This is a genomic window from Streptomyces sp. GQ60, from assembly GCF_059758875.1.
Genome location: NZ_JCAXEG010000004.1, coordinates 67,932 through 89,312, shown reverse-complemented (window position 1 = coordinate 89,312; position 21,381 = coordinate 67,932). Strand labels below are relative to the sequence as shown.

Below are 21,381 nucleotides of genomic sequence, written 5' to 3'. Positions count from 1 at the left end.
TCTATGGTTGAGGCATGCCCGAGAAGAACGCAGACCCTCAGAAGCCACCGCCACTGCCACCGCCAGAGGCCCAGAAGCCCGCCGAGCCCCAGCTCCGCAAGCTCGACGCCAGCTCCCTGCGCGGCCTGGCCCACCCGCTGCGCATCCGGCTGCTGGGCAACCTGCGCCTGCACGGGCCGGCCACCGCCTCGCAGCTCGCGGAGCAGCTCGGGGAATCGAGCGGCGCCACCAGCTACCACCTGCGCCAGCTCGCCGCGTACGGGTTCGTCGAGGACGCCCCCGAGCACGGCAAGGGCCGTGAACGCTGGTGGCGACCGTCCCAGGACGGCACCATCTTCGACGAGGCGCTGGTCTACGACGCCGACCCGGCCACGCGCGGCGCCGCGGAGGTCTTCCTGGCGGAGATCGTGAAGATCCACGGACAAGAACTGTCCGCCTGGCTGGGTGACGCGCACACCTGGTCGGTGGAGTGGCACCGCAGTTCCGAGCTCAGCGACTTCTCACTGCAGCTGACCCCCGCACAGAGCCACGAACTGGTCCTCAAGGTCCACGAGCTGATCAACAGCTACCGCGACCTGCCGCCCTCGGAGGACACCGAGACGGTCCGGATCCATACGCACGCCTTCCCGGTGCGCACCAAGTAGCGCCGCCGTGCAGCCCCACCGAGGAGCGCCGCCGAGCAGCGCCCTCCACACCCCTTTCGCAGAAGGAGTCCTGCCGTGCACGCCTTCAGCCATGCCCAAATCCACGCCGAGGTCCATGCCACCCGCACCGCTGCGGCCGCCGCCTGGCGCCGCGCGCGGGAGGCCGCACCGTCCGTGTCCCACGTTCCCCGCCCGCGGGGCCCCGCCCTGCGCAACCGGCTCGGCGAGACCCTGATCGCCCTCGGCATCCGCCTGATCCAGCCCGCGCACCTGCACGCGCGCATCACCCGCAACGCCCGGATCTCCCGCCCGCACGGCGGCATCGCGTGAGCCGTCGCCCCTTCGTCGCCGTCCTCCTCGCCAACACCATTTCGATAGCCGGGAGTTCGCTGACCCTCATCGGCGTGCCGTGGTTCGTGCTCCAGACCACGGGCAGCGCCGGCCGGGCCGGGATCGTCGCCTTCTGCGCGACCCTGCCCGTCGCGGTGGCCGCCCTCGTCGGGGGCCCGGTCATCGACCGGCTCGGCCGCCGCCGGGTCTCCGCCGTCTCCGACCTGGTCTGCGGGCTGTCCGTGGGCGCGATACCGCTGCTGCACTACACCGGGCTGCTGGAGTTCTGGATGCTGTGCGCCCTGATGGCCGTCGGCGGGCTCGTGCACACCCCCGGCCTGACCGCGCGCCACGTCCTGCTCCCCCACCTCGCCGAGCACGCCGGCACCACCGTCGCCCGCGCCGCCAGCCTCTACGACGCCGTCTCGCGCGGAGCCCGCATGATCGGGGCCGCGCTGGCCGGCGTACTGATCGCCACGGTCGGCGCCGAGTCGGTCCTGCTCCTCGACGCGGCCACCTTCGGTGCCTCCGCGCTGCTGGTCACCGCCTTCCTGCGCGGGATACCGGCCGCCGAGCCGCAGCGCGCCGCCGGGAAGGTGTCGTTGGCCGGCTACCGGGCCGAACTCGCCGAGGGCTGGCGGTTCCTGACCCGGGCCCGGCTGCTGCTGGGCATCACGCTGATGGTGATGATGACCAACGGCCTCGACCAGGGCTGGTCCGCGGTGCTGTTGCCGGTGCACGGCCGCGAGGCGCTCGGCGGAGCCACCGCGCTCGGCCTGATGATCGCCCTCTTCGGCGGGTTCGCGCTGCTGGGGGCCCTGCTCTACGGAGCCTGGGGCGAGCGGTTCTCCCGTAGGGCCGTGTTCGCCGCGGCGTTCCTGCTGTGCGGGGCCCCGCGCTACGTGGTCGCCGCCTTCACCGACACCCCGCTGCCGCTCGCGGTCACGATGGCGCTGTCCGGACTGGGTGCGGGCGTGCTCAACCCGATCCTGACCACCGTGATGCTGGAGAAGGTGCCCGACGCGCTGCGCAGCCGGGTCATGGGCGTGACCACGGCCGGCTGCGAGCTGACGATGCCGCTGGGCGGGCTGGCCGCGGGGCTGCTGGTCGACGGCTTCGGGGTGACGCGGGCCCTGCTGGTCTTCGGCGGGGTCTACTTCCTCGTCACGCTCTCGCCGCTGGTGTTCCCGGCCTGGCGGAGCATGGAGGCGGCCGCGTCCCGGATCAGCAGGACGGAGCCGCTTGGCCCTTCTGCAGAGCCCGCAGCGCGTTCACCGCATCCGTCAGCGAGGTGACGGGGACCAGCCGGAGCCCCTCGGGGAGTTCGGATTTGGCGTCCGTGCACTCCGCCGCCGGTACGAGGAACACGCTCGCCCCGTCGCGCCGCGCGGCCTGAGTCTTCAGGGCCACCCCGCCGACCGCGCCGACCTCGCCGGCCGCGGTGATGGTGCCCGTACCGGCGATGGTGCCGCCGCCGGTGAGATCGCCGCCGCTGCCGTTCCCGTCGAGCTTGTCGACGATGCCGAGGGAGAAGAGCAGTCCGGCGCTCGGACCGCCGACGTCGGCGAGGTTCAGCTCGACCTTGACGTCCTTCGGGTCCTTGTGGAGGAAGCCGAGGGCGGCCGCGGAGGCCGTCGACTGCGACTTGGTCATCTCCTCCAGGTTGTGTTCCTCGATCTCCTTGTCGCTTCCGCCCGACCGGTACACCGACTCCCTGGGCATGACCGCCCGGGAGGTGTCGAACCAGTCGCCGAGCAGCTCGGGGAGGGTGACGGAGGTGGAGGGGCCGGTGGCCTGGATGGTGGTCATCCGCAGCTGGCCCGTGGTCTCGCGGGTGGGTGCCCCGGTGATGGTGATGACCTGCTTGCCGTCGCGGGAGCCGAGCACGTCGGCCGTGAGGCCCGGCTGCGCGATCACGAAGGGCAGCGGTGCCAGGGCCGCGACGGCGAACAGCGCGAGCACGGGCACGGCGCAGACGGCGAGGGCGGCGGGACGCGGCAGGCGTGTGAGGCGAGAGAGCACCGGGCCAATCTAGCGCGGGTCCCCCCGAACGGGTCGAGCCGCGCCCCCGTCGGTCGGGGGCGCGGCTCGGTGTCCTGCCCGGGTCCTGCCCGGGTACTGCCCGGGTGCTGCCCGGTGTACCGCTCTGCGTCCTGATGTGCCGCGCGGCTCAGCGCAGGGCGTCGGCCACCTCGCGGGCGGCGTCCACCACGCGCGGGCCGACCCGCTCGGGCACGGCGTCGGCCAGCATGACGACGCCCACGCTGCCCTCCAGCCCGGTGATGCCCACGAGGGGCGCCGCGGCGCCGCTGGCGCCCGCTTCGAGCTCCCCGTGGGTGAGCGTGTACCCGGGCTCGATGAGCGTGCCCTGGCGGGCGGCCAGGATGGCCCGGCCGGCTGCCCCGCGGTCCAGCGGATGGCGGAAGCCGGGCCGGTAGGCCACGTGGTAGTCGGTCCAGGTCGGCTCGACGACCGCCACGGCGAGCGCCTCGGTCCCGTCCACGAGGGTCAGGTGCGCGGTGGCGCCTATGTCCTCGGCGAGCGAGCGCAGCGCGGGCAGCGCCGCCTCGCGCACGAGCGGGTGCACCTGGCGGCCCAGGCGCAGCACTCCGAGGCCGACGCGGGCGCGGCCGCCGAGGTCGCGGCGGACCAGGGCGTGCTGTTCGAGGGTGGCCAGGAGGCGGTAGACCACGGTGCGGTTCACACCGAGGCGGTTGGAGAGCTCGGTGACGGTCAGACCGTGGTCGGTGTCGGCGAGCAGTTTGAGAACTCGGAGTCCTCGGTCGAGAGTCTGGGAGGTTTCCGCGGTCACGACGCCTCTCCCTCTTTCGGTGGGCGGCGGTGACTCTCTGGGGATAGCGCCGCCGGTCCCTCGGCGACGCACGGAGAGGCCGCCGGTAGCGGCCATGGCACCGGCTGCGCTCCCGCGGCGGCGCTGCCACGGGGCGTTCGATGCGGGGACAGTAGCGAGCAGGTTCGCTCAGCGGAAGGGCTCGTCCAGAATCCGGGCGCCTACTGCCGTTTTATGCCGGTTGAAAACGCGCATCGCCGTCGATTCGTGACCTTCGGCCCCGCCGGCGGCTCAGGTGTGCGCATGCCTCTGCGCATGCCTCTCCGCATGGCTCCGGACGGCCCCCGGGGCCTCCCACCACGGGTGCGGCCACACCGCTACGACGGCCCGGGCGGGCGGGGGCCGTACGAATCTCCCCCCGCCGCCCGCGCCGCATTCCGTAGGAAATCACCGCATGCGGGTGGCCCATTCCTGGACCTTCTTGATCCGCTCGCGCAGCTGTCCCGCCGTGGCTTCCGCGCTCGGCGGTCCGCCGCACACGCGGCGCAGTTCGGTGTGCAGCACCCCGTGCGGTTTGCCGCTCTGGTGGACGTACGCGCCCACCATCGTGTTCAGCGACTTCCTCAGCTCCAGCAGCTCCTTGTGCGAGACCACCGGCCGCCGGTCGGCCGGCAGCTCCAGCAGGTCGGCCTCCGAGTCCGGCTTGCGCTTGCTGTGCGCGATCTGCCGGGACTGCCGCTTCTGGAGCAGCATCTGCACCTGGTCGGGCTCCAGCAGGCCGGGGATGCCGAGGTAGTCCTGCTCCTCTTCGCTCCCCGGATGCGCCTGCATGCCGAACTCGGCGCCGTCGTACAGCACGCGGTCGAAGACGGCGTCGGACTCCAGCGCCTCGAAGGACATCTGCTCCTCGTCGCCGGTGTCCTCGTCCTCCTGCTTGTTCGCCTCCTCCATCTCCTTCTCGGAGTCGGCGTACGGGTCTTCCTCGCCCTGCTTCTTCGGCTTGTCGAGGACGTGGTCGCGCTCGACTTCCATCTCGTTCGCGAAGCCCAGCAGGTAGGGGATGGTCGGCAGGAACACCGAAGCCGTCTCGCCGCGCCGGCGCGAACGCACGAAGCGGCCGACGGCCTGCGCGAAGAACAGGGGGGTCGAGATGGTGGTGGCGTACACGCCCACGGCCAGGCGCGGTACGTCGACGCCTTCGGACACCATGCGGACGGCGACCATCCAGCGGTCGTTGCTCGCGGCGAACTCGTCGATCCGCTTCGAGGCGCCCGTGTCGTCGGACAGGACGACGGTGGCCTTGACCCCGGTGATCTCCTTGATCAGCTTGGCGTAGGCGCGCGCGGAATCCTGGTCGGCGGCAATGACCAGCCCGCCCGCGTCCGGGATTCCCTTCCTGACCTCGGTCAGCCGCTGGTCGGCGGCGCGCAGCACGTTCGGCATCCAGTCGCCGCGCGCGTCGAGCGCCGTACGCCAGGCCTGCGAGATGGCGTCCTTGGTCATCGGCTCGCCGAGGCGCGCGGCGATCTCGTCGCCCGCCTTGGTGCGCCAGCGCATGTTGCCGCTGTAGGAGAGGAAGATGACCGGCCGCACGACGCCGTCGCCGAGCGCGTTCCCGTAGCCGTACGTGTAATCGGCGGAGGACCGCCGAATTCCGTCGTTCCCTTCCTCGTACGCCACGAAGGGAATGGGATTCGTATCGGACCGGAAAGGCGTGCCGGTGAGGGCGAGCCGCCGGGTCGCCGGGTCGAACGCCTCCAGGCAGGCCTCGCCCCAGGACTTCGAGTCACCGGCGTGGTGGATCTCGTCCAGGATCACCAGGGTCTTGCGCTGCTCACAGCGGTTGCGGTGCAGCATCGGGCGGACGCCCACACCCGCGTATGTGACGGCGACCCCGTGGTAGTCCTTGCTGAGCGGGCCGGCGGAGTAGTCCGGGTCGAGCCGGATCCCTATCCGGGCGGCCGCTTCCGCCCACTGCTTCTTCAGGTGCTCGGTCGGCGCGACGACGGTCACCTGCTGCACCACGTGGTGGTGCAGCAGCCAGGACGCGAGCGTCAGCGCGAAGGTGGTCTTGCCGGCGCCGGGCGTCGCGACGGCGAGGAAGTCGCGCGGCTGGGTCTCCAGGTACCGGTCCAGCGCACCCTGCTGCCAAGCTCGCAGGGCGCTGGCGGTACCCCACGGCGCGCGGCCGGGGAAGGCGGGTGAGAGGTGGTGGGAGGCGGTAGTAGTCACGGTCTCCGGTTCGGGCTCTCGGCGGCGTATCCGTTCCGGGCGGCGTGCGTTCCGGGCATCGGTACGGCCAGCGGTACGGGCAGTCGTACGTAGGACAACCGGGCCACCTTACCGGCCCGGGCCCGCCCCTCGCGGAGGGACAGGCCCGTGACCTCGGCGCGTGCGGCGAGCGTCACATCGGCCGGGCGAGGATGCGCAGCCGCTCCGCGATCCGCCCGATGTCCTCCTCGTTGCCCGCCGCCACGTCGATGACCAGGTCGTACGCGCGGTCCTGGTCGGCCTCACCGAGATCGACTCCGTTGAGGGCGAGGAAGGTCACGGCGGCGAGCCAGGCGGTGCGCTTGTTCCCGTCGACGAGGGGATGGTTCGTCGCGATCGCGTGCAACAGGGCGGCCGCCTGCTCGTGGGTGTCCGCGTACGCCGAGGTCCCGAACATCCGGGCCCGCGGCCGGTGCACGGCCGACTCCAGCAGCCCGGCGGCGCGCAGCTCGACGGGCTGGTCCTGGGCGAGGCAGGCGTGCCGCGCGAGGTCGAGGACCTCTGCGAGGGTGAGGTGGCGCGTCATGTCCCCGGTGCTCATTCCCCGAGCCTCCGCAACAGCCCGGCATGCCTCCCTGCCAACCGCGCGGCCTCGCCCCCGGCCCGCTCCCGCTCCCCCCGCACCCAGCCCCGCACAGCGGCCAGCACGGCCTCCTCGACGCTCTGCCCGGTGGCATCGGCCAGATCGGCCCACTCCGCCCGCTCGGCGTCGGACAGGACGATGATCAACTCACTCATTCCCGGATGCTAACCAGCCCACCCCCGCGCGTGCGCCCCATTTCCCCACCACCCCCAGCCGAGCCTGGGTGTGGCCCGGGTGTCGGGCCTGTTGTGTGGCCCGGGTGTCGGGCCTGTTGTGTGGCCCGGGTGTGGGCCCGGGCGTGTGGCCCGGTCGTGGGCCCGGGCGTGTGGCCTGGGCCACGCACCAGGCCCGACACCGGGGCCGCGGGCCCGCCGGCCGGCCGGCGCCTGCCGGCCGAGCCCAGCCGAACCCAGCCCCTCCGGCGTTTGAGGAGTGGGGGTCCGGGGGCTAGCCCCCGGCAACGGCGCGGCACCCCGCAACGGACCTCAACCCTGCCGGGGCTCCGCATCCAGCCGGGGCTCCGCGTCCAGCCGGGTGGCAACCCACGCCCCCACCAAGGCCACGCAGGCCATCGGCAGGAACACCACCACGAACGCACCGGGGTGCGAAGCCCGGGCCCCCTCCGCCACGGAGTGCGCCGCACCCACCGCTCCCCCGCCCAGCGCGGCGAACGCCGCACCCCCGGCCGCCAGCAGCACGACGTTCGCCAGCGCATCCGAGATCTGCAGCGAGGCGGAGTTCGCCCCCGCCTCCTCCGGCGCCGACAGCTTGAGCAGCAGCACGCTGGTGGCGCCGATGACGAGCCCCATCCCCAGGCACCCCAGCGCCCACACCAGCGCCAGGATCCACACCGGCACCCACTCCACGAGCACCGCCGGCGCCCCGGCGATGGCCGCCGCGACCATGATCATGCCCAGCACCATCAGCCGTTCCCGGTGCGGCGCCACCCGCCCCTGCGACTGCACCCACGAGCCGGCCGCCCACGTCACCCCGCCCAGCGCGAGCGAGAACCCGGCCATCGTCGGGCTCAGCCCCCGCTGGGTGACCAGCATCAGCGGTACGAAGCTCTCCGCCGCGATGAACGACCCCGCCGCCACACCGCGCAACAGCACCACCGACGGCAGCCCGCGCCGCGCCCGGTAGGTCCCGCGCGGCAGCAGCCCCAGCACGGCCGGCACCAGCAGCGCCGCCCCGGCGATCCCCGGAACCAACGACAGCCACCTCAGATCCTGGGCGGCGTACTGCAGCAGCCCCGCACCGGCCGAGATCCCGAGCGCGAGCCGGATCCGCCGCCGGTCGAACGCCACGGGCGGAGCCTCGGGGTCCACCGGCCCGGAGGCGCTCCGCCGGATCGCGGGCAACGCCACGGCCAGCGGTACGAAGACCAGCGCGGGGATCCCGAGGAAGACCCAGCGCCACCCGAGCTGCTCGGTCACCGTGCCCGCCGCCAGCGGTCCGACGATCGAGGGCACGACCCAGCTCGCCGCGAAGGCCGCCATGATCGCGGGCCGCAGGCGCTCCTCGTAGGCCCGGCTGACGACCACGTACAGCGCGACGATGACCAGCCCGCCACCGAACCCCTGCACGGCCCGCCCGAGCACGAACATCCACATCGTCCCGGCGGTACCGGAACACACCAGCCCGGCGGCGAAGGACCCGATCCCCACGGTCAGCGGCCGCAGCGGCCCCTGCCGGTCGGCCCACTGCCCGGAGAGCACCATCCCGAAGAGGCTGGTGGTGAAGTAGGCGGAGAAGCCGAAGGCGTAGAGCCCGATCCCGTTCAGCTCCCGCGCGGCCACGGGCATCGCCGTCCCGACGGCGGTGGCCTCGAAGGCGATCAAAAAAATAACGGAGATGATCCCGATGCTGAGCGTCCGGTACGCCGGCCCGAGGATCCCGCCCTTCGGTCGGTCGGGTATCGGGCCGGCTGGTACATCAGCTCGCTGCGGAAGGACGCTCATCGCCCCAGAGTAAGGCCCGTACCACTCTTTCGACCCTGTCATTCCGACCGATCCCACCCCCTCCCCCAGCCCTAGGCCAAAGGTCCCGCCCGCCCCCTCCACCCTCCGCCTGTGAACGCGGCATGGCAGTCACATTGCACGCCCCGCGATTCCCTTCCCCACCCTCCCGCACCCTCGTACGGTCATACCCATCACCACCACCCAGCCGTGTGCCCGAGTGGTTGAGGGACTCGCCTGCAAAGCGAGTTACGCCGGTTCGATTCCGGTCACGGCTTCTACGGCGAAGGCCGCTCAGGGGAAGACCCGCCCTTGAGCGGCCTTCGCCGTTCCGTCCCTGTGGGGGAACCTCGCTCAGCCGGCCGGCAGCGCCGAGGCCTGTTCCGGGAGCCCGCCACCATCGCGGCAGCCCAGCTCCTTGGCCAGCGCGCGGGCGGCGGAGTGAGCGATGACGAGGTAGTCCCCCGCGAGCTTGGCTTCGCCCTCGCTGTCCCACTGGTCCTTGAAGGCGACGCTGAGGCGCACGGAGCCCGCGGCCCCGGCCCGGGCGCTGACGCAGTCGAACGCCACCGCCCTTTCCTTGTCAGCACGTACGACGCGCACGCCGCCCCCCGCGGCACCGTCCATCGTCGGCCGGACCTCCGCTACGCGCTTCCCCGACCCGATCCGGCCGGTCACCACGCACGACGGCACGGCCCGGGCTTCTTCCACGGCCTCGGCCATGGCCACCGCGCCCACGGCCCCCCTGGCGTCCGGGACCAGGTACCAGGACTGCAGGACCTTCCCCAGCGCGTCCGCGCCCGCCTCCCCGAGCAGCCCGGAACATGCCTCGGTCGCCGCGACCTCGGGGTTCTTCACGACAGGAGCCTTCGCCCCGGCGTCCGAACCCCCGCACCCGGCCACGAACACCAGACCCGCCACGACCCCCGTGACGCGCATCGCCCGAACCCACGCCATCCCCGCGTCCCTTTCACCTTGCGAACCGACAGCCTCGCCGCCGACGTTCACGACCGACTGGCCGACGAGGCCACCAGGTCCCTGCCGACGGAGTGGCCGACGGCCGACTCCTTGGAAGCGGCCGTCGCCAAGGTGTCCACGTCCGCCGCCGACATGCCCGCCCCGGCCGCCGCGTGGCGAACGGCGGCGTCCGCCGCCCTGCTCGACCGCTCCTCGGCAGCGGCGTACATCGTGGCCACCTTCTTCTCCGTCTCGGCCGTCTTGTTTTCGCCCTCCTTCTTCGCATCCTCCACGAAGTGCTCGGTGACGTCCTCTTGGACCCACTCCAGGACGTCACCGGCGAGCGGCACCAACTCGACGTACTTGCCGCCCGCCGCGGTGATGCCCCGGTTGATCCACTTCGCGGTGTCCTCGACGCCCTTGACGTACTCCTCATTGCTGTGAGCGGTGTCGGAGTGCATGTTCTGGGCCCGGGCCTCCGTCAGCATCCCGGTGATCTGCGCACCAGGGAAGACGGCGTTCTCGATCGCCGTGTCCAAGTGCCCGTGCTCCGCGCGGTGCGCAATGACGTCGTTGACGAGAACCGCGGAGAAGGCCTGGTTGGCGTTGACGATCGCCCCGTACGCTTCCGGATCCTGACCGACCACACCCAGGAAGCGGGCCATGTCGGCCTTGTTGAACTCCGCCATCTCACCACTGACCTTGATCTGGGCGGAATGATGGGCGGCGGACGCCTGCAGGTCGGGCACGTATTCGGCAGGCATCTGGCCGAAGTGGCCGGACAGCCCGGCGAGCGGCGCCTTCTCGTCCCCACCAGGCTTCGCGGCGACCAGTTCCGGGTCGTCGCTGATCTTTGCGACGACCCGCTCCATGACGTCCGTCATCGCCGCCGTGTGCGGTACGGGCTTCGCGTCCCCGTCGCCCGCCGCGCGGCCCGACACCGCCGCTTCCAGGGCGCCGCCGAGCGCCTCTTGCGCGGCGTGGGGGTCGCCCGCCTTCGCGATGTCGAAGCCGTCCGCGTACGGCTTCTTGTCGAGCATGTAGTCGACCATGCCCTGGTCCTTGCCGTGCTGCCCGCCGACCGGCTTGGCGTCCTCCGTCACGACGCCGTCGCCGTTGGAGTCCTCGCGGACCGGCTCGTTGAAGAAGGCCGTCGCCGCGTCCGGGTTGTTGCCGAGGGCCTCCATGAGGCCCGTCAGCGGGTAGAAGCCCCGGCCGCCACCCTCGCCCTGGTTCAGGACCGAGTCGAGGCCGTACGGGGTGTGGTACTCCCAGGCCTTCGGATCCTTGCGGTCCATGGCGACCATGTCGCGGCCGACCGAGGTCAGGAACTCCTTGTCGTACGTCCCCTCGCGGATCAGCGCACCGAGCGCCTGATAGCCGTAGATCGTCGTCACACTGCCGGTGACCTGCATCTCCTTGCGGCCGGCCTTCATCAGCTGGGTCGTCCACGCGGCGTCGAGGTGGTTCGGCACGTCCTTGTGCGTGGCCAGGCCGAGCATCGCGCCCATGTCGCTCTGGATGTTCGCGACCATCAGTGCACGGTCCTTGCCCGCGACGCCGAGGCTCGTGGCGTCCAGGGACATGGTGGCGTACATCTCCAACGTGCCCTCGGCGCCGACCGTCCGGTAGAAGCCAGTCGCGAACTCGGGGTCCTCGCGGTTGTCGTCGAGCAGGTCCTCCAGCTCGCGCAGCGCCCCGGGGTTGCGGGCCGTGCCGCCGTCACCCGTGACCTTCTTCATCAGCGCGGCCGCCCGGTCGGCCTGTTCGGCGTCGAGCGTGCCGTACTTCGGCGCGGTGAAGTTGCTGTCGTCCGTGACATTGGCCTGGAGCGCGCGGACGAGGGAGTCGTCCGCGTCCTGGGCGTCCTCGACGGCCCGGTTGACCCGGTCCTGCCATAGGCCCTGGTTCTTACGGAGGGACGCTTGGTAGTCCGGATCGTGCTGGGCCGCGTACCGGTCCTGCGCATCGGCGAGCGGGACGGCGGACACCCTCCCGCTCTCGTCTATCCGAAAGCCGGCGCCCGGGGCGTCCGCGACCAGCTTCTTGATCTGCTCCTGGACCGCCTTGAGGGTGGCGTGGCCGTCGGTGAGCAGGAGGTGGATGCCCCTGGCCTCCCGGGCCGCGTCGTCGAATTCCTTGGCCGTCTTGTCGACGAGGGAGCGGGCGACACCCGCCGTGACGCCGTTCCACTGGGCCTTGTCCGACTTGGCCTTCATGCCGTTGCGCGCCGACTCCGCCAGCTCGTCCAGCTTCTTGACCATCGCGGCCCAGTCGGTGATTGCCGTCTGGAGCGGGCCCAGGGGCGCGTTCATGACGTTCTCGTACGTCAGCACGTGTCCGACACCTTCACTACTCGAGGAGCTGGTCGACCTTGGAGGCCGTGAAATCGGCGTCCAGCTGCTGCTCTTCCTTGCTGTGCGAGGAGAGGGAGTAGTTCAGGCCGTTGGAGATGTTCGCGCAGGCGGCGACGAGGGTCTTGAGCTGGCTCTCCCAGCGGGTGTTGACCTTGAGCAGGGCCGCGCCGCTCGCAAAGCCCTCGCGCGTGAGCGCGCCAGCCGCCTCAGCGGTGGAGCCGGCGGCGTGCCTGCCGTCGGCGGAGAGCCGGGTGTGGAGCTTGTACGCCTCGGAGCCGACCTCGCCGATGTGGTCCTGGTCGAGCTCCAGATCGGCACTGCCGCCGCCCGGTCCGGGCGCGGACGGGACGCTGTTGAGCCGCGTGGCGACGTTGGCGGACGCAGCGTTCCGGGCCGTGGACCATTCCTCGTCGAACGACATGGCGTGGCCTTCCCTTCTGGCTTTGGCAGTCGTGGTGTGCGGTTCAGCGGCGCCGGCCCCGGAGGGCAACGGCGGTGACGGCTCCACCGATGAGAACGCAGGCACCGAGGCCGAGCGCGAGCCAGGGGAGGCCACCGCTGTCCTCCGCCTTTGCCTCGGTCTGCGGCGCGGGGGCCGCCTGGCCGGAGGGGGCGGTGGAGGCGGGCGCCGACGGGGCCTTCGTCCCGGTGCCACCGCTGGCTGCCGCCAGGTCGGGGAGCGGGTAGACGTCCGCGGGGCCGGGGTCGCCGGGGTTGGCCACAGCGATACGCGGGCGGACGATGCCATAGCCGACGAAGTCACTGCGCGCGGCACCGTCAGTAGGCTTGCCAGCCGTGTTCATGAGGACCCGAAGCACTTGGTTGTTGGTCCAGTCGGGATGGGCTGACCAGACCAAAGCAGCCGAGGCGGAGGCCAGGGCGGTGGCGTCGCTTGTGCCGTGGTTCTTGCAGAGTTGGGTATCGCTGGCACAAGCCGTGACGATGTCGATGCCTGGGGCCACCAGGTCGACCTGGTGGCCGTGCTGAGACTCCGCAGTGATTTTGCCCTCGGGGCCCACGGCGCCGACGCCCACGACGCCTGGCGTTGCAGCCGGATACAGGACTTTGTTACCTGCATCGCCCTCGTTACCTACGGAAGCAAAGATTAGCTTCCCCTTGGACAGGGCGTACTTAACGGCATCGAGCCGCGCGGGATCATCCTTGGGCATACCCAGCGAGATATTGATGATCTTGGCGTCGGAGTCTGCCGCGTATCGGATCGCCTCGGTCCAAGACGGAGCCGTCTCGCGTGACTCATGAGGGACACGGATCGGAAGGATCTTGGCTCCCGGCGCAAGTCCAAAAGAACCATCACCACTCGGATGCTTACCCGTTGCTGCGATCAACGCAGCCATGGTGGTTCCGTGCTTCTCGTAGTCGGTGCGTTCATCTCCCTCGTTTGCCGTGGCAAGGTCCTTGCCAGGGAGAACCTGCCCTTCCAGCTCAGGAATGCGACCGACACCCGTGTCGATTACAGCGACAGTGACCCCCTTGCCTGTGCTCGTCTTCCAGATCTCATCGGCCTTCATCGAGGCGAGATGCCATTGCTGGGACCGAATGGTCTCCGCATGGGCCGGGGTCGCGGCGATCCCGGCCAACAGGAAACCGGCCAAGGCTGCCGTCGCCCCACGCAAACGCATCCCGTGCAAGGTCCGCTCCACTCAGTCGATCACCGGCGGAACGACGCGACCGTCGCCCTGCCACGTCTCTTCGTCCTCAGCTAGGTAGTCAGGGCGCTCGCCCTGTCGACCGTCGCCCCGCCGACCGGGCGCCTGCGCACCCGCGCCACCATGACCCATCGCGCCACTCACAGGACCGGTACCCGGCCCACCGCGAACCAGCCCGGAACCACCCTGCGTGAACGGCTGGCCACCAGAGATTGAGCGGTCGCCCACACTCGGCTGGCGACCACCAACGACACCGCCAGTCTCGGTTGCAAGACGACGCCCGACCATGGAGCCGCCGAGACCGCCGTGCGCGCCGCCACCGCCCGCGCCCATTCCGCCACCCATACCCATACCGCGCCCGGCTGCCTGGCCGCCCTCGCCGCCGATAACCGTCCCCCGGGGAATGCTCACGCCCGGGCCACCTGGTGTCACCGGTCGGCCGCCTGAGATCCCGCTGTCGCGCGGGGGCAGACCGGCAACGCCCCCTGCTCCGCCGCCCTTCCCACCGATGCTGCCGGGGCCGGGGGGACCCCCGGTCCCAAATCCGCCAGGGCCGATTCCACCGATCGGCTTCTGGGCGCCACCGCGCGGCGGCATCGTTACAGGAGGAACGAACCCGCCAGGGGTAACAGCCTGACCACCACCAGGTCCGACCGGACTCGGGCCTCCGGGCACTCCTGGCGCCGACGGGAGGGGCGTACTCGGCGTCGGACCAACGGAATCAAGACCGGTACCCACGTTACGGTCGGGGGGCATCGGAACAGGGCCCGGTGTCGGACCTGTCGGTGACGGCTGCGGGCCGGAGCCATGCGACGAACCGCTGGGACCCATTCCTGCCGGGGGGAGCGACGAGCTTCCTCCCCCAACTGCCCCCTGAATACCCCCTCCAGAGGCGCCTCCGGAAACGCCTCCAGAGCGCTCCAGTTCCTGCCCACCGTCCTTGACCTGGGGAACGAACGTTGCCGGAGGCGGCGGAAACGTCGGAACCTCCGCCTTCTCCATCCCAGTGGCCGAAGCCTCATACCCCTGCGCCAGCTTCGTCATCTGCTGGATCGCCTGCTGCCGGTCGCCGCTCAGCTTCGAGTGCGCCTGCATGCCGATCTGCGCCGCGTCGGGGTCGTTGCGGTACTCGCGGGCCGCGTCGAGGTTGGCGGCCGCCGCCGAGTCGTACGTCGGCATGTTGGCCTTGACCTCGATGACGACTTGGCTGGCCTGCGTGAGCTGCTTGCCGCCCTCGGCGCTGTACTCGCTCAGGCGTAGCGTCGCGTTGCCCGTGCGGCTGACCCAGTCCTGGAAGGCCGTGGCCGATTCGCCTTCCCAGCCGGTCACCCGGTGGTCCTTGAGGCTCTCGCCGATCTCCTTGATGGTCGCCGCGGCGTCCGTCAGCTGGGCGCCGCGCGCCTTGAGGGTCTCCGCATTGGCCGAGGCCAGCATGGCCAGCAGTTCCTGGTGCGTGTGGCTCTCGAAGTTCGATGCCATCAGAAGCCCTCCCCCTGAGTTCCGGCCGACGAGCCGCCCTGCGAAGCCGAACCCTGCGGCGGCGGTGCCAACGGGTCCCGTTCCGGGACGTAGTTCGCGTCGGCCTGCTTGCTGATCGCCAGCATCCGTCGCTTCGTGTCCTCGTCCACGCCCCCGAAGCCCCGTCCCGCGGTCTGGATCGCGATGCCCAGGCCCTCGATCTGGTCAGCCAGTCCCTTCGACAGCGCAACCAACTGCGCATGCACGTTCGAGTAGGCCGTGAACAGGCGCTTGGCCTCCGCGAAGCCCTCGCCGAGGGAGTTCTCCGGGAGGGTGCCGTCCGCCAGTTTCTTGTCGCTCGCCGGGGAACCGTTCAGCTTCAACAGCAGACCGTCGACCCGCTTCTTGTAGTCCGTCAGCGATTCGTATTCGACCTGCAGCGCGCCCAGAACCGCCGGCGAGGCTACGCCCACGCCGAAGTCCAGCCCGAACACGCCCGGCCCATAGTCCACTGCCACGATGGCCTCCCCGACTCCCCGTCGTCCCCGTTCACACCCGCTTCACGCGCATTCGCACACACACGTCGCCAGTGTCCACAAACACTCTATCGACAGAGTCAGACAGGCCCAAGTTCCGGGTTGCAGGTGCAATCAGGGTCACAAGGTTACGAGTTGGGCGCCGCCACCGCCGCCGATGGCCGGATAGGGAGCCTGTTGACCGGGCGGCCCGTGGCCGCGCGGACCGCCGAGGCCACCGCTGCCGGCGCCGTGACCACCGGGATCGCGCTCGCCGGCTTGGCGCCGAAGGGGGCCACCACGTCGCGTTCCTCGACGAGTTTGACGATGCGGACCGTCGGGGCGTCCAGGGAGGTGGGGAGGGCGTAGCCCGTGAGGTCGGGGTGCCGGATCAAGCCCGCGGCCGTGCGGAGGTTCTCCGTCAGGGCCGCGCCCACGCCCTGGATGACGCCCGCTTCGATACGTGCTTCCAGCTGGCGGGGGTTGAGGACCCGGCCGACGTCCTGGGCGACCGCCAGCTCCACGACGCGTACCGACCCGAGCTCGATGTCCACGTCGACCACCGCACGGATCGCGCAGAAGGCCAGGCCTACGAAGGCGTCGCCCTGGCCGTCCCCGTCCAGCGGCTCCGTCGGGTGGGGGCGGCACTGGGCGGTGGCCCAGAGTTCCTTGCCCTCCATCGCTTCCGCGACGGTCGTGGAGAAGGCGCCGTCGTACGACGTGATCCGGCCATCCGCGATCTGGAGGAGTTCTGTGGACATGCCGAGCTTGTGGGCCATCGGCTGGAGGAGCTGGGTGCGGACCATCTTCGCGGCGCGTTCCACCGCGCCGCCCGAGACCCAGGTGTGGCGGCCGTGGGCGGAAGGGCCCGCCGGCGGCTGATCGGTGTCGACCGGGGCCGTGACGACCTCGTCCACGCCCAGGGTCTCCTGGACGATCTGGCGGGCGAGCGTGGAGAAGCCCTGGCCGGTGTCGACGGCGGCGCAGATGACCGTCGCGGCGCCGCCGACGATCTTCACGGTGGCCGTGGACACCTCATCGGTGCCCTCCGCACCGAGCATGTGGACCATGCCGACCCCGTACCCGACCCCGCGCCGAACCGCGCCCGGCTCGCCCGCGCCCTCCAGGCCGCCCGGGAGCAGCCAGTCCTCCTCCGGGGTGTCCTTGGGGAGGGCGGGCAGTTCGTAGTCGCGGACCGCGCGCAGGAGTTCCGCCACGGGGGCGGGGCAGGTGACCGTCTGGCCCGTCGGGAGCAGGTCGCCGGTGGCCAGGACGTTGCGCAGGCGAAGTTCGGCGCCGTCGAGGCCGAGGGCGGCCGCCAGCTTGTCCATCTGGCCCTCGTAGGCCGCGCAGACCTGCATGGCGCCCTCGCCGCGCACGTGGCCCGAGGGAGGGTTGTTCGTACGGACCGCCCAGCCTTCCACGAAGGCGTGCGGGACGACGTACGGGCCGCAGGCGAAGGCCACCGCCGCGGCCAGGGATTCCGAGGAGGCGTCGGCGTAGGCGCCCGCGTCCATCAGGATCTGCGCCTCGACCTTGACCAGGCGCCCGTCCGCGTCCGCGTGGTGGCGGTAGCGCAGCAGCGTCGGGTGGCGGTGGGGGTGTCCGAGGAAGGACTCCTCGCGGGTGGCGGCCAGCTTCACCGGGCAGCCGGTGCGCAGGGCGAGGAGGCCGAGCGGGAGCTGGAACGCGGCGTCCTCGCGGTCGGCCGTCGCGCCCGGCACCCCGGTGACCACGACCCGTACGCGGTCCGGTTCGAGGCCGAAGCAGGCGGCGGCCAGGTCGCGGTCGGTGTGCGGGTCGGTGGAGGCGGTGTAGATCTCCACGCCGCCGTCGGGGCGCGGCACGGCCAGCCCGGCCTCGGCGCCGATGGGGGCGGGGTCCTGGCGGCCGATGCGGTAGAGGCCCTCGACGACGACCTCGCCGGCGGCTTCGGGGTCGCCGTAGCGCAGCGGGATGTGCCGGATGAGGTTGCCGTCGGGGTGCAGGTCGGGGGCGCCGAAGGACTGTTCGGGGTCGGTCACCGGGTCGAGGAGCTCGTACTCGACGGCGATCGCGGCGGCCGCGAGGCGCGCGGTGTCCGGGTGGTCGGCGGCGACGGCGGCGATGGGCTCGCCGTGGTGGCGGACCACGTCGTGCGCGAAGACGGGCCGGTCGGCGATGCGGCGGCCGTGGGTGGTGGCGCCGGGGACGTCGGCGTGGGTGACGACGGCCCGCACGCCGGGCATCTCGGCGGCGGCGGAGGTGTCGATGGAGAGGATGCGGGCGTGCGCGTGCGGGGAGCGCAGCACGGCGGCCCAGAGGAGGCCCTCGGCCCACAGGTCGGCGGCGTAGGGGAAGGTGCCCTCGGTCTTGGCGCGGGTGTCGGCGGCCGGGACGGACGCGCCGATGCCGCGCGGGACGGCCGACTCGGACGGCTCCGCGCCCTCGGAGACCGGTGTCGTGACCGCTGCCGGGACCGTCGCCGCATCGTGGGCGCTCACGCCGTGCCTCCCTCGTGGGTGCCGTAGTTGCCCTGGTTTCCGTGGTCGCCCTGATTGCCCTGGTTGCCCTGCATCCCCTGGTTGCCCTGCATCCCGTGGTTCCCCTGCATCCCCTGGTTGCCCTGCATCCCGTGGACGCCGCCCTCGCCCGGCGGGGCCTGGTGCGGGATCCGGGCCTCGGCCGAGGCCGCGGCGGCCGCTTCCGCCGCCGAGCCGCGCTCGGCCACGACCTCGCGCACGGCCTCGATGACGCCCGAGTAGCCCGAGCAGCGGCAGAGGTTGCCGCACAGTGCCTGGCGGGTCTCCAGCTCGCTGGGGGCGTGGTTGCCTTCCAGCAGGTCGTGGATGGTCATGGCCATGCCGGGCACGCAGAACCCGCACTGCACCGCACCCGACCGGCACAACGCCTCTTGTACGTCCGACAGTTCCCCGCCGGTCGCGAGACCTTCTACGGTCCGGACCTCGCTGCCCGCCGCGGTGGCCGCGGGGACGAGGCAGGAGGCGACGAGACGGCCGTCGACCTGCACGGCGCAGGCACCGCATTCGCCCTGCGAGCAGCCGTCCTTGGCGCCGGCGAGGCCGAGGCGCTCGCGCAGCACGTAGAGGAGGGACTCGCCGATCCACGCGCCGGTGACGGGGCGATCGGCCCCGTTGACGCGCAGCACGTAGGAGGCCGACGGGTGCTCGTGCTGGGCGACGGCCGCGGCGTCCGCCCCGTCGGCGGCTTCTTCCTCGTACGTCGCCCCCTCGCCCGGAACCCCTTCGGCCGCCCCCGCCGGAGCGGTCTCGACAGCCAGGTCGGCGTCGTCGGCACCCGGCGCGGGCGCGGCCAGGGCTCCGCCGGCGGCCGGCACGGCTCCGCCGTCACCCTGCTCCGCCTCGACGGCCCCGACTCCGGCCCCGTCCCCGGCCCCGGTCCCGCCCTGGTCCCCGGCTCCGCCCGAGCCCGGCACGCCCGCGCCGAACCCGTGCTCCGCCTCGACGGCCCCGGCTTCGCCCGCGCGTTCGCCCGCGGCCCCATCGGCGGCCCGAGCTTCGTCAGCCGCCCCGGCTTCGCCTGCACCCCGGGCTTCGGCTGCACCCCGGGCTTCGGCTGCACCCCGGGCTTCGCCCTCGTTCCCCGGATGCGGTCGCTCCCCCGAGTCCGGGACCTGCGCCGGACCGTGGGCGGCTTCGATGTCGTGCGGGGCCGGGTAGCCCGGCTCCCCGTCCAGCGGGGTCCCCACGCCCGGCCCGCCCAGCACGCGCGGTCCGCGCCCCGAGGCGGAGGCGGAGCCGAAGGGTCCGCCGGCCTGCGGGGAAGCCCCGGGAAGCACCCCGGAGCCCAGCGGATCGGAACCCAGCGGGTCGGAGCCCGGCCCGTCCCCGCCCGGCTGCTGCGCCACGTACCCGCGCGCACCCTCGAAGTCGGGATGGGTCGCCCACGGGGCCGCGGCCCCGCCGGGCAGTGTCGCCGGGGCCTGGCTCCAGTCGGCCGAGGCCGCGAGCTGCCCGAAGCTGCCCGTGTCGCCCGCGCCTCCCGGGGTCCACACGTCGCTCGCCGCCGCCTCGGGGAACCGCCACTCGGCGGTGGACCCCGGTTCGTGCGCGGCGGCCCGGCTCCCCGCGTAGGGCTCGCCGAAGGACTCCGCGTAAGGCTCCCCGAAGGAGTCGGCGTAAGGCTCCCCGTAGGACTCCGCGACGGGCTCGGCCGCCGGATCCGCAGCCGGCTCCGCGAACGCCGCGGCCACCGACGCCGGAATCGGCACCGACGCCGGGATCGGCGTCCGCGCAGCGGCCCCCGAGGCCCCCGCGCCCCTGTCCGCCGGAGCCGCGGCACCGGCCTCCGGCCACTGCACCGGGATGCTCCAGGTGCCGGTGGCCGTCGGATCCGTGCTCCCCGTGCCCAGCGGCACGATCATCGGCGGCGGCACGTAGCCGTGCCCGGGGGCCGCGAGGGGCTCCCCGGTGCCGAGTGCGTCGAGCATGTCCTGCGGCAGTTTCACGAAGGCGGTCGCGTCGGAGTCGTACTCGCCGCCGTGCGGCACCGGCTCCCAGCCCCAGTTGGAGCCCGCAGGAGCCGCGGGACCCGTGTTCTCGTTCTCACTCATGAGCTCAGCGCCCTCCCCAGGGCCCTCCGTGCCAGTACGGCCACCGTCCGCCGCAAATGCAGTACTGCGGGAGCCACCGGCTCCCCCTGGTCGGGCACGCACGCCGCCGCGACGTACTCGCCGAAGGCTTCCAGCGCCTCGGGGGCCAGACTGCGGTCCCCGTCCCAGTCGATCAACGAAGCGACCCACTGCTCGGCTTCGAGCGGCCGCAGCGGCATCGGCGCGACCGCGCCGATCGCGCAGCGCACTCCCCGGCGCGCGGGGTCCAGTACGAGCCCCACGGACGCCACCGCGCGCCCCGGTCCCGTACGTCCCGTGGCCTTGAGGAACACCTGCGGCGCGTGCAGCAGCGGCACCCGCACGAAGCCGATCAGCTCTCCGGGGCGGAGCATCTCCCGGCCGGCCAGCAGGTGCGAGACCGGGATCTCGCGCCGCGATCCGCCGGGCCCGACGATGACGAGTACGGCCTCCAGCGCGGCCAGCACGGGCAGCGCGTCGCCCGTCGGCGCGGCCGTGGCGATGTTGCCGCCCAGCGTGCCGGCGTTGCGGATCTGCGGCGGGCCCGCGGCGCGCGCGGCGGCGGCCAGGGCCGGGATCAGGGCGGCGAAGTCCGGCCGGCCCATGCGCGCGTGCGTGAGGCCGGCGCCGAGCAGCGCGTGGCCGTCCTGGTAGTGCCAGCCGCGGATCTCGTTGATCCGGCCGAGGCCGACCAGGGCGGCGGGGCGCAGGAGCCCCGCGTTGACGGCGGCCATGAGGTCGGTGCCGCCGGCCACGGGGACGGCGGCGGGCATGGCCGCGAGCGCCGCCACGGCCTCGTCGAGCGAGGCCGGCAGCGTCACGGACTGCGCCGCGTTCCCCGCCCGCGGGTCGCTGCGGGGCCCCTGGGACGAGTCCCGTGCCTGCGGTGCGTGCGGTGCGTGCGTGGTCAACCCAGCTGCCCCTTCCCGATGTCCCGGTCCCGGCGCTCACGCCTGTCCGCCGTACGGTACGTGCTCACCGCCTGGACGTGGCAACTCTGGCACATCTTCCGGAGCACCGGACGCGAGGGTCCACCGCTTGCGCACCACCGGCGCACCACCCCCGCACGGCCCGCGCGACCCCACCCGGATCACCCCCGCGATCAGGCCGCGATCCGGTTGCGATCCGGTCTCGCTCCGACCTCGCCCAGGCCTCGCTCAGGCCTCGCCCAGGCCTCGCCCAGGCCTCGATCCCCCGCCGGCGGAGGCCCGTTCCCCGGCGCCGGATGCTCCCGCGCCGGGGAGCCCGTCAGCCCGCCC

At 72.4% G+C, this 21,381-nt stretch carries 18 protein-coding genes and 1 tRNA gene; 4 read left to right on the top strand and 15 right to left on the bottom strand.

From position 1 onward, the window contains the following. The first annotated feature begins 14 nt into the window (after positions 1 to 14). The 3 genes from AC6CKD_RS11870 (at position 15) to AC6CKD_RS11860 (ending at position 2,269) form a co-directional block, all read left to right on the top strand. On the top strand, positions 15 to 644 hold the full coding sequence (locus AC6CKD_RS11870) for an ArsR/SmtB family transcription factor (RefSeq protein WP_498327053.1): 630 nt from the start codon (positions 15 to 17) through the stop codon (positions 642 to 644). A gap of 75 nt (positions 645 to 719) precedes the next feature. Beyond that, on the top strand, positions 720 to 974 hold the full coding sequence (locus tag AC6CKD_RS11865; protein WP_498327051.1) for a hypothetical protein: 255 nt from the start codon (positions 720 to 722) through the stop codon (positions 972 to 974). Beyond that, positions 971 to 2,269, top strand: a complete 1,299-nt coding sequence (locus AC6CKD_RS11860; protein ID WP_498327049.1) for an MFS transporter — start codon at positions 971 to 973, stop codon at positions 2,267 to 2,269. The genes AC6CKD_RS11865 and AC6CKD_RS11860 overlap by 4 nt, the downstream gene beginning before the upstream one ends. On the opposite strand, the gene AC6CKD_RS11855 is transcribed toward AC6CKD_RS11860, so the two are convergent. The 6 genes from AC6CKD_RS11855 to AC6CKD_RS11830 form a co-directional block, all read right to left on the bottom strand. After that, a complete protein-coding gene (locus tag AC6CKD_RS11855) occupies positions 2,199 to 2,996 on the bottom strand; it encodes a S16 family serine protease (protein ID WP_498327047.1) in 798 nt (265 codons plus the stop codon). The two genes, AC6CKD_RS11860 and AC6CKD_RS11855, sit on opposite strands and share 71 nt — an antisense overlap. A gap of 148 nt (positions 2,997 to 3,144) precedes the next feature. Continuing rightward, on the bottom strand, positions 3,145 to 3,786 hold the full coding sequence (locus AC6CKD_RS11850; protein WP_054222485.1) for an IclR family transcriptional regulator: 642 nt from the start codon (positions 3,784 to 3,786) through the stop codon (positions 3,145 to 3,147). A 426-nt stretch (positions 3,787 to 4,212) separates the two neighbouring features. Continuing rightward, positions 4,213 to 5,997 carry a DEAD/DEAH box helicase gene (locus tag AC6CKD_RS11845; protein WP_498327045.1) on the bottom strand — a complete coding sequence of 595 codons (1,785 nt, stop codon included), beginning with the start codon at positions 5,995 to 5,997 and terminating at the stop codon, positions 4,213 to 4,215. Between the two features lie 172 nt (positions 5,998 to 6,169). Then, positions 6,170 to 6,562 carry a type II toxin-antitoxin system death-on-curing family toxin gene (locus AC6CKD_RS11840; RefSeq protein WP_498327563.1) on the bottom strand — a complete coding sequence of 131 codons (393 nt, stop codon included), beginning with the start codon at positions 6,560 to 6,562 and terminating at the stop codon, positions 6,170 to 6,172. An 11-nt stretch (positions 6,563 to 6,573) separates the two neighbouring features. Continuing rightward, positions 6,574 to 6,774, bottom strand: a complete 201-nt coding sequence (locus AC6CKD_RS11835) for a hypothetical protein (RefSeq protein ID WP_498327043.1) — start codon at positions 6,772 to 6,774, stop codon at positions 6,574 to 6,576. Between the two features lie 330 nt (positions 6,775 to 7,104). After that, entirely contained in the window at positions 7,105 to 8,580 is a 1,476-nt protein-coding gene (locus AC6CKD_RS11830; RefSeq protein WP_498327041.1) for an MFS transporter, read from the bottom strand. 203 nt (positions 8,581 to 8,783) lie between these two features. On the opposite strand from AC6CKD_RS11830, the gene AC6CKD_RS11825 reads away from it, so the two are divergent. Then, positions 8,784 to 8,855 (top strand) — tRNA-Cys (locus AC6CKD_RS11825). Between the two features lie 76 nt (positions 8,856 to 8,931). Here AC6CKD_RS11825 and AC6CKD_RS11820 read toward each other — a convergent pair. The 9 genes from AC6CKD_RS11820 to AC6CKD_RS11780 all read right to left on the bottom strand — a co-directional run bounded on the left by AC6CKD_RS11820 (position 8,932) and on the right by AC6CKD_RS11780 (position 21,033). Further along, on the bottom strand, positions 8,932 to 9,534 hold the full coding sequence (locus AC6CKD_RS11820; RefSeq protein WP_498327039.1) for a hypothetical protein: 603 nt from the start codon (positions 9,532 to 9,534) through the stop codon (positions 8,932 to 8,934). Between the two features lie 47 nt (positions 9,535 to 9,581). Then, entirely contained in the window at positions 9,582 to 11,870 is a 2,289-nt protein-coding gene (locus tag AC6CKD_RS11815; RefSeq protein WP_498327037.1) for a hypothetical protein, read from the bottom strand. A 16-nt stretch (positions 11,871 to 11,886) separates the two neighbouring features. Continuing rightward, positions 11,887 to 12,312 carry a hypothetical protein gene (locus AC6CKD_RS11810; RefSeq protein WP_498327035.1) on the bottom strand — a complete coding sequence of 142 codons (426 nt, stop codon included), beginning with the start codon at positions 12,310 to 12,312 and terminating at the stop codon, positions 11,887 to 11,889. Positions 12,313 to 12,355: 43 nt separating this feature from the next. Then, positions 12,356 to 13,531 carry a type VII secretion-associated serine protease mycosin gene (gene mycP / locus AC6CKD_RS11805; RefSeq protein ID WP_498327562.1) on the bottom strand — a complete coding sequence of 392 codons (1,176 nt, stop codon included), beginning with the start codon at positions 13,529 to 13,531 and terminating at the stop codon, positions 12,356 to 12,358. A gap of 21 nt (positions 13,532 to 13,552) precedes the next feature. Continuing rightward, the gene (locus AC6CKD_RS11800) at positions 13,553 to 15,037 is read right to left on the bottom strand and encodes a WXG100 family type VII secretion target (RefSeq protein ID WP_498327033.1); all 1,485 of its coding nucleotides are present in this window, start codon (positions 15,035 to 15,037) and stop codon (positions 13,553 to 13,555) included. Further along, on the bottom strand, positions 15,037 to 15,510 hold the full coding sequence (locus AC6CKD_RS11795; protein WP_498327031.1) for a DUF2563 family protein: 474 nt from the start codon (positions 15,508 to 15,510) through the stop codon (positions 15,037 to 15,039). Before AC6CKD_RS11795 ends, AC6CKD_RS11800 begins: the two co-directional genes overlap by 1 nt. Before the next feature lie 170 nt (positions 15,511 to 15,680). Further along, a complete protein-coding gene (locus AC6CKD_RS11790; RefSeq protein ID WP_498327030.1) occupies positions 15,681 to 18,014 on the bottom strand; it encodes a xanthine dehydrogenase family protein molybdopterin-binding subunit in 2,334 nt (777 codons plus the stop codon). Next, complete coding sequence (locus tag AC6CKD_RS11785; protein WP_498327028.1) at positions 18,011 to 20,104, bottom strand: (2Fe-2S)-binding protein; 2,094 nt, start codon at positions 20,102 to 20,104, stop codon at positions 18,011 to 18,013. Before AC6CKD_RS11785 ends, AC6CKD_RS11790 begins: the two co-directional genes overlap by 4 nt. Next, positions 20,101 to 21,033, bottom strand: a complete 933-nt coding sequence (locus AC6CKD_RS11780) for an FAD binding domain-containing protein (RefSeq protein ID WP_498327027.1) — start codon at positions 21,031 to 21,033, stop codon at positions 20,101 to 20,103. The genes AC6CKD_RS11785 and AC6CKD_RS11780 overlap by 4 nt, the downstream gene beginning before the upstream one ends. Between the last annotated feature and the right edge of the window lie 348 nt (positions 21,034 to 21,381).

Bases quoted from the DNA above. Each gene is read 5' to 3' on its own strand.
- AC6CKD_RS11840 (WP_498327563.1), bottom strand. From the start codon at position 6,562: ATGACGCGCCACCTCACCCTCGCAGAGGTCCTCGACCTCGCGCGGCAC.
- AC6CKD_RS11835 (WP_498327043.1), bottom strand. From the start codon at position 6,774: ATGAGTGAGTTGATCATCGTCCTGTCCGACGCCGAGCGGGCGGAGTGG.
- AC6CKD_RS11820 (WP_498327039.1), bottom strand. From the start codon at position 9,534: ATGGCGTGGGTTCGGGCGATGCGCGTCACGGGGGTCGTGGCGGGTCTG.
- AC6CKD_RS11800 (WP_498327033.1), bottom strand. From the start codon at position 15,037: ATGGCATCGAACTTCGAGAGCCACACGCACCAGGAACTGCTGGCCATG.
- AC6CKD_RS11830 (WP_498327041.1), bottom strand. From the start codon at position 8,580: ATGAGCGTCCTTCCGCAGCGAGCTGATGTACCAGCCGGCCCGATACCC.
- mycP (WP_498327562.1), bottom strand. From the start codon at position 13,531: ATGCGTTTGCGTGGGGCGACGGCAGCCTTGGCCGGTTTCCTGTTGGCC.
- AC6CKD_RS11870 (WP_498327053.1), top strand. From the start codon at position 15: ATGCCCGAGAAGAACGCAGACCCTCAGAAGCCACCGCCACTGCCACCG.
- AC6CKD_RS11785 (WP_498327028.1), bottom strand. From the start codon at position 20,104: ATGAGTGAGAACGAGAACACGGGTCCCGCGGCTCCTGCGGGCTCCAAC.
- AC6CKD_RS11810 (WP_498327035.1), bottom strand. From the start codon at position 12,312: ATGTCGTTCGACGAGGAATGGTCCACGGCCCGGAACGCTGCGTCCGCC.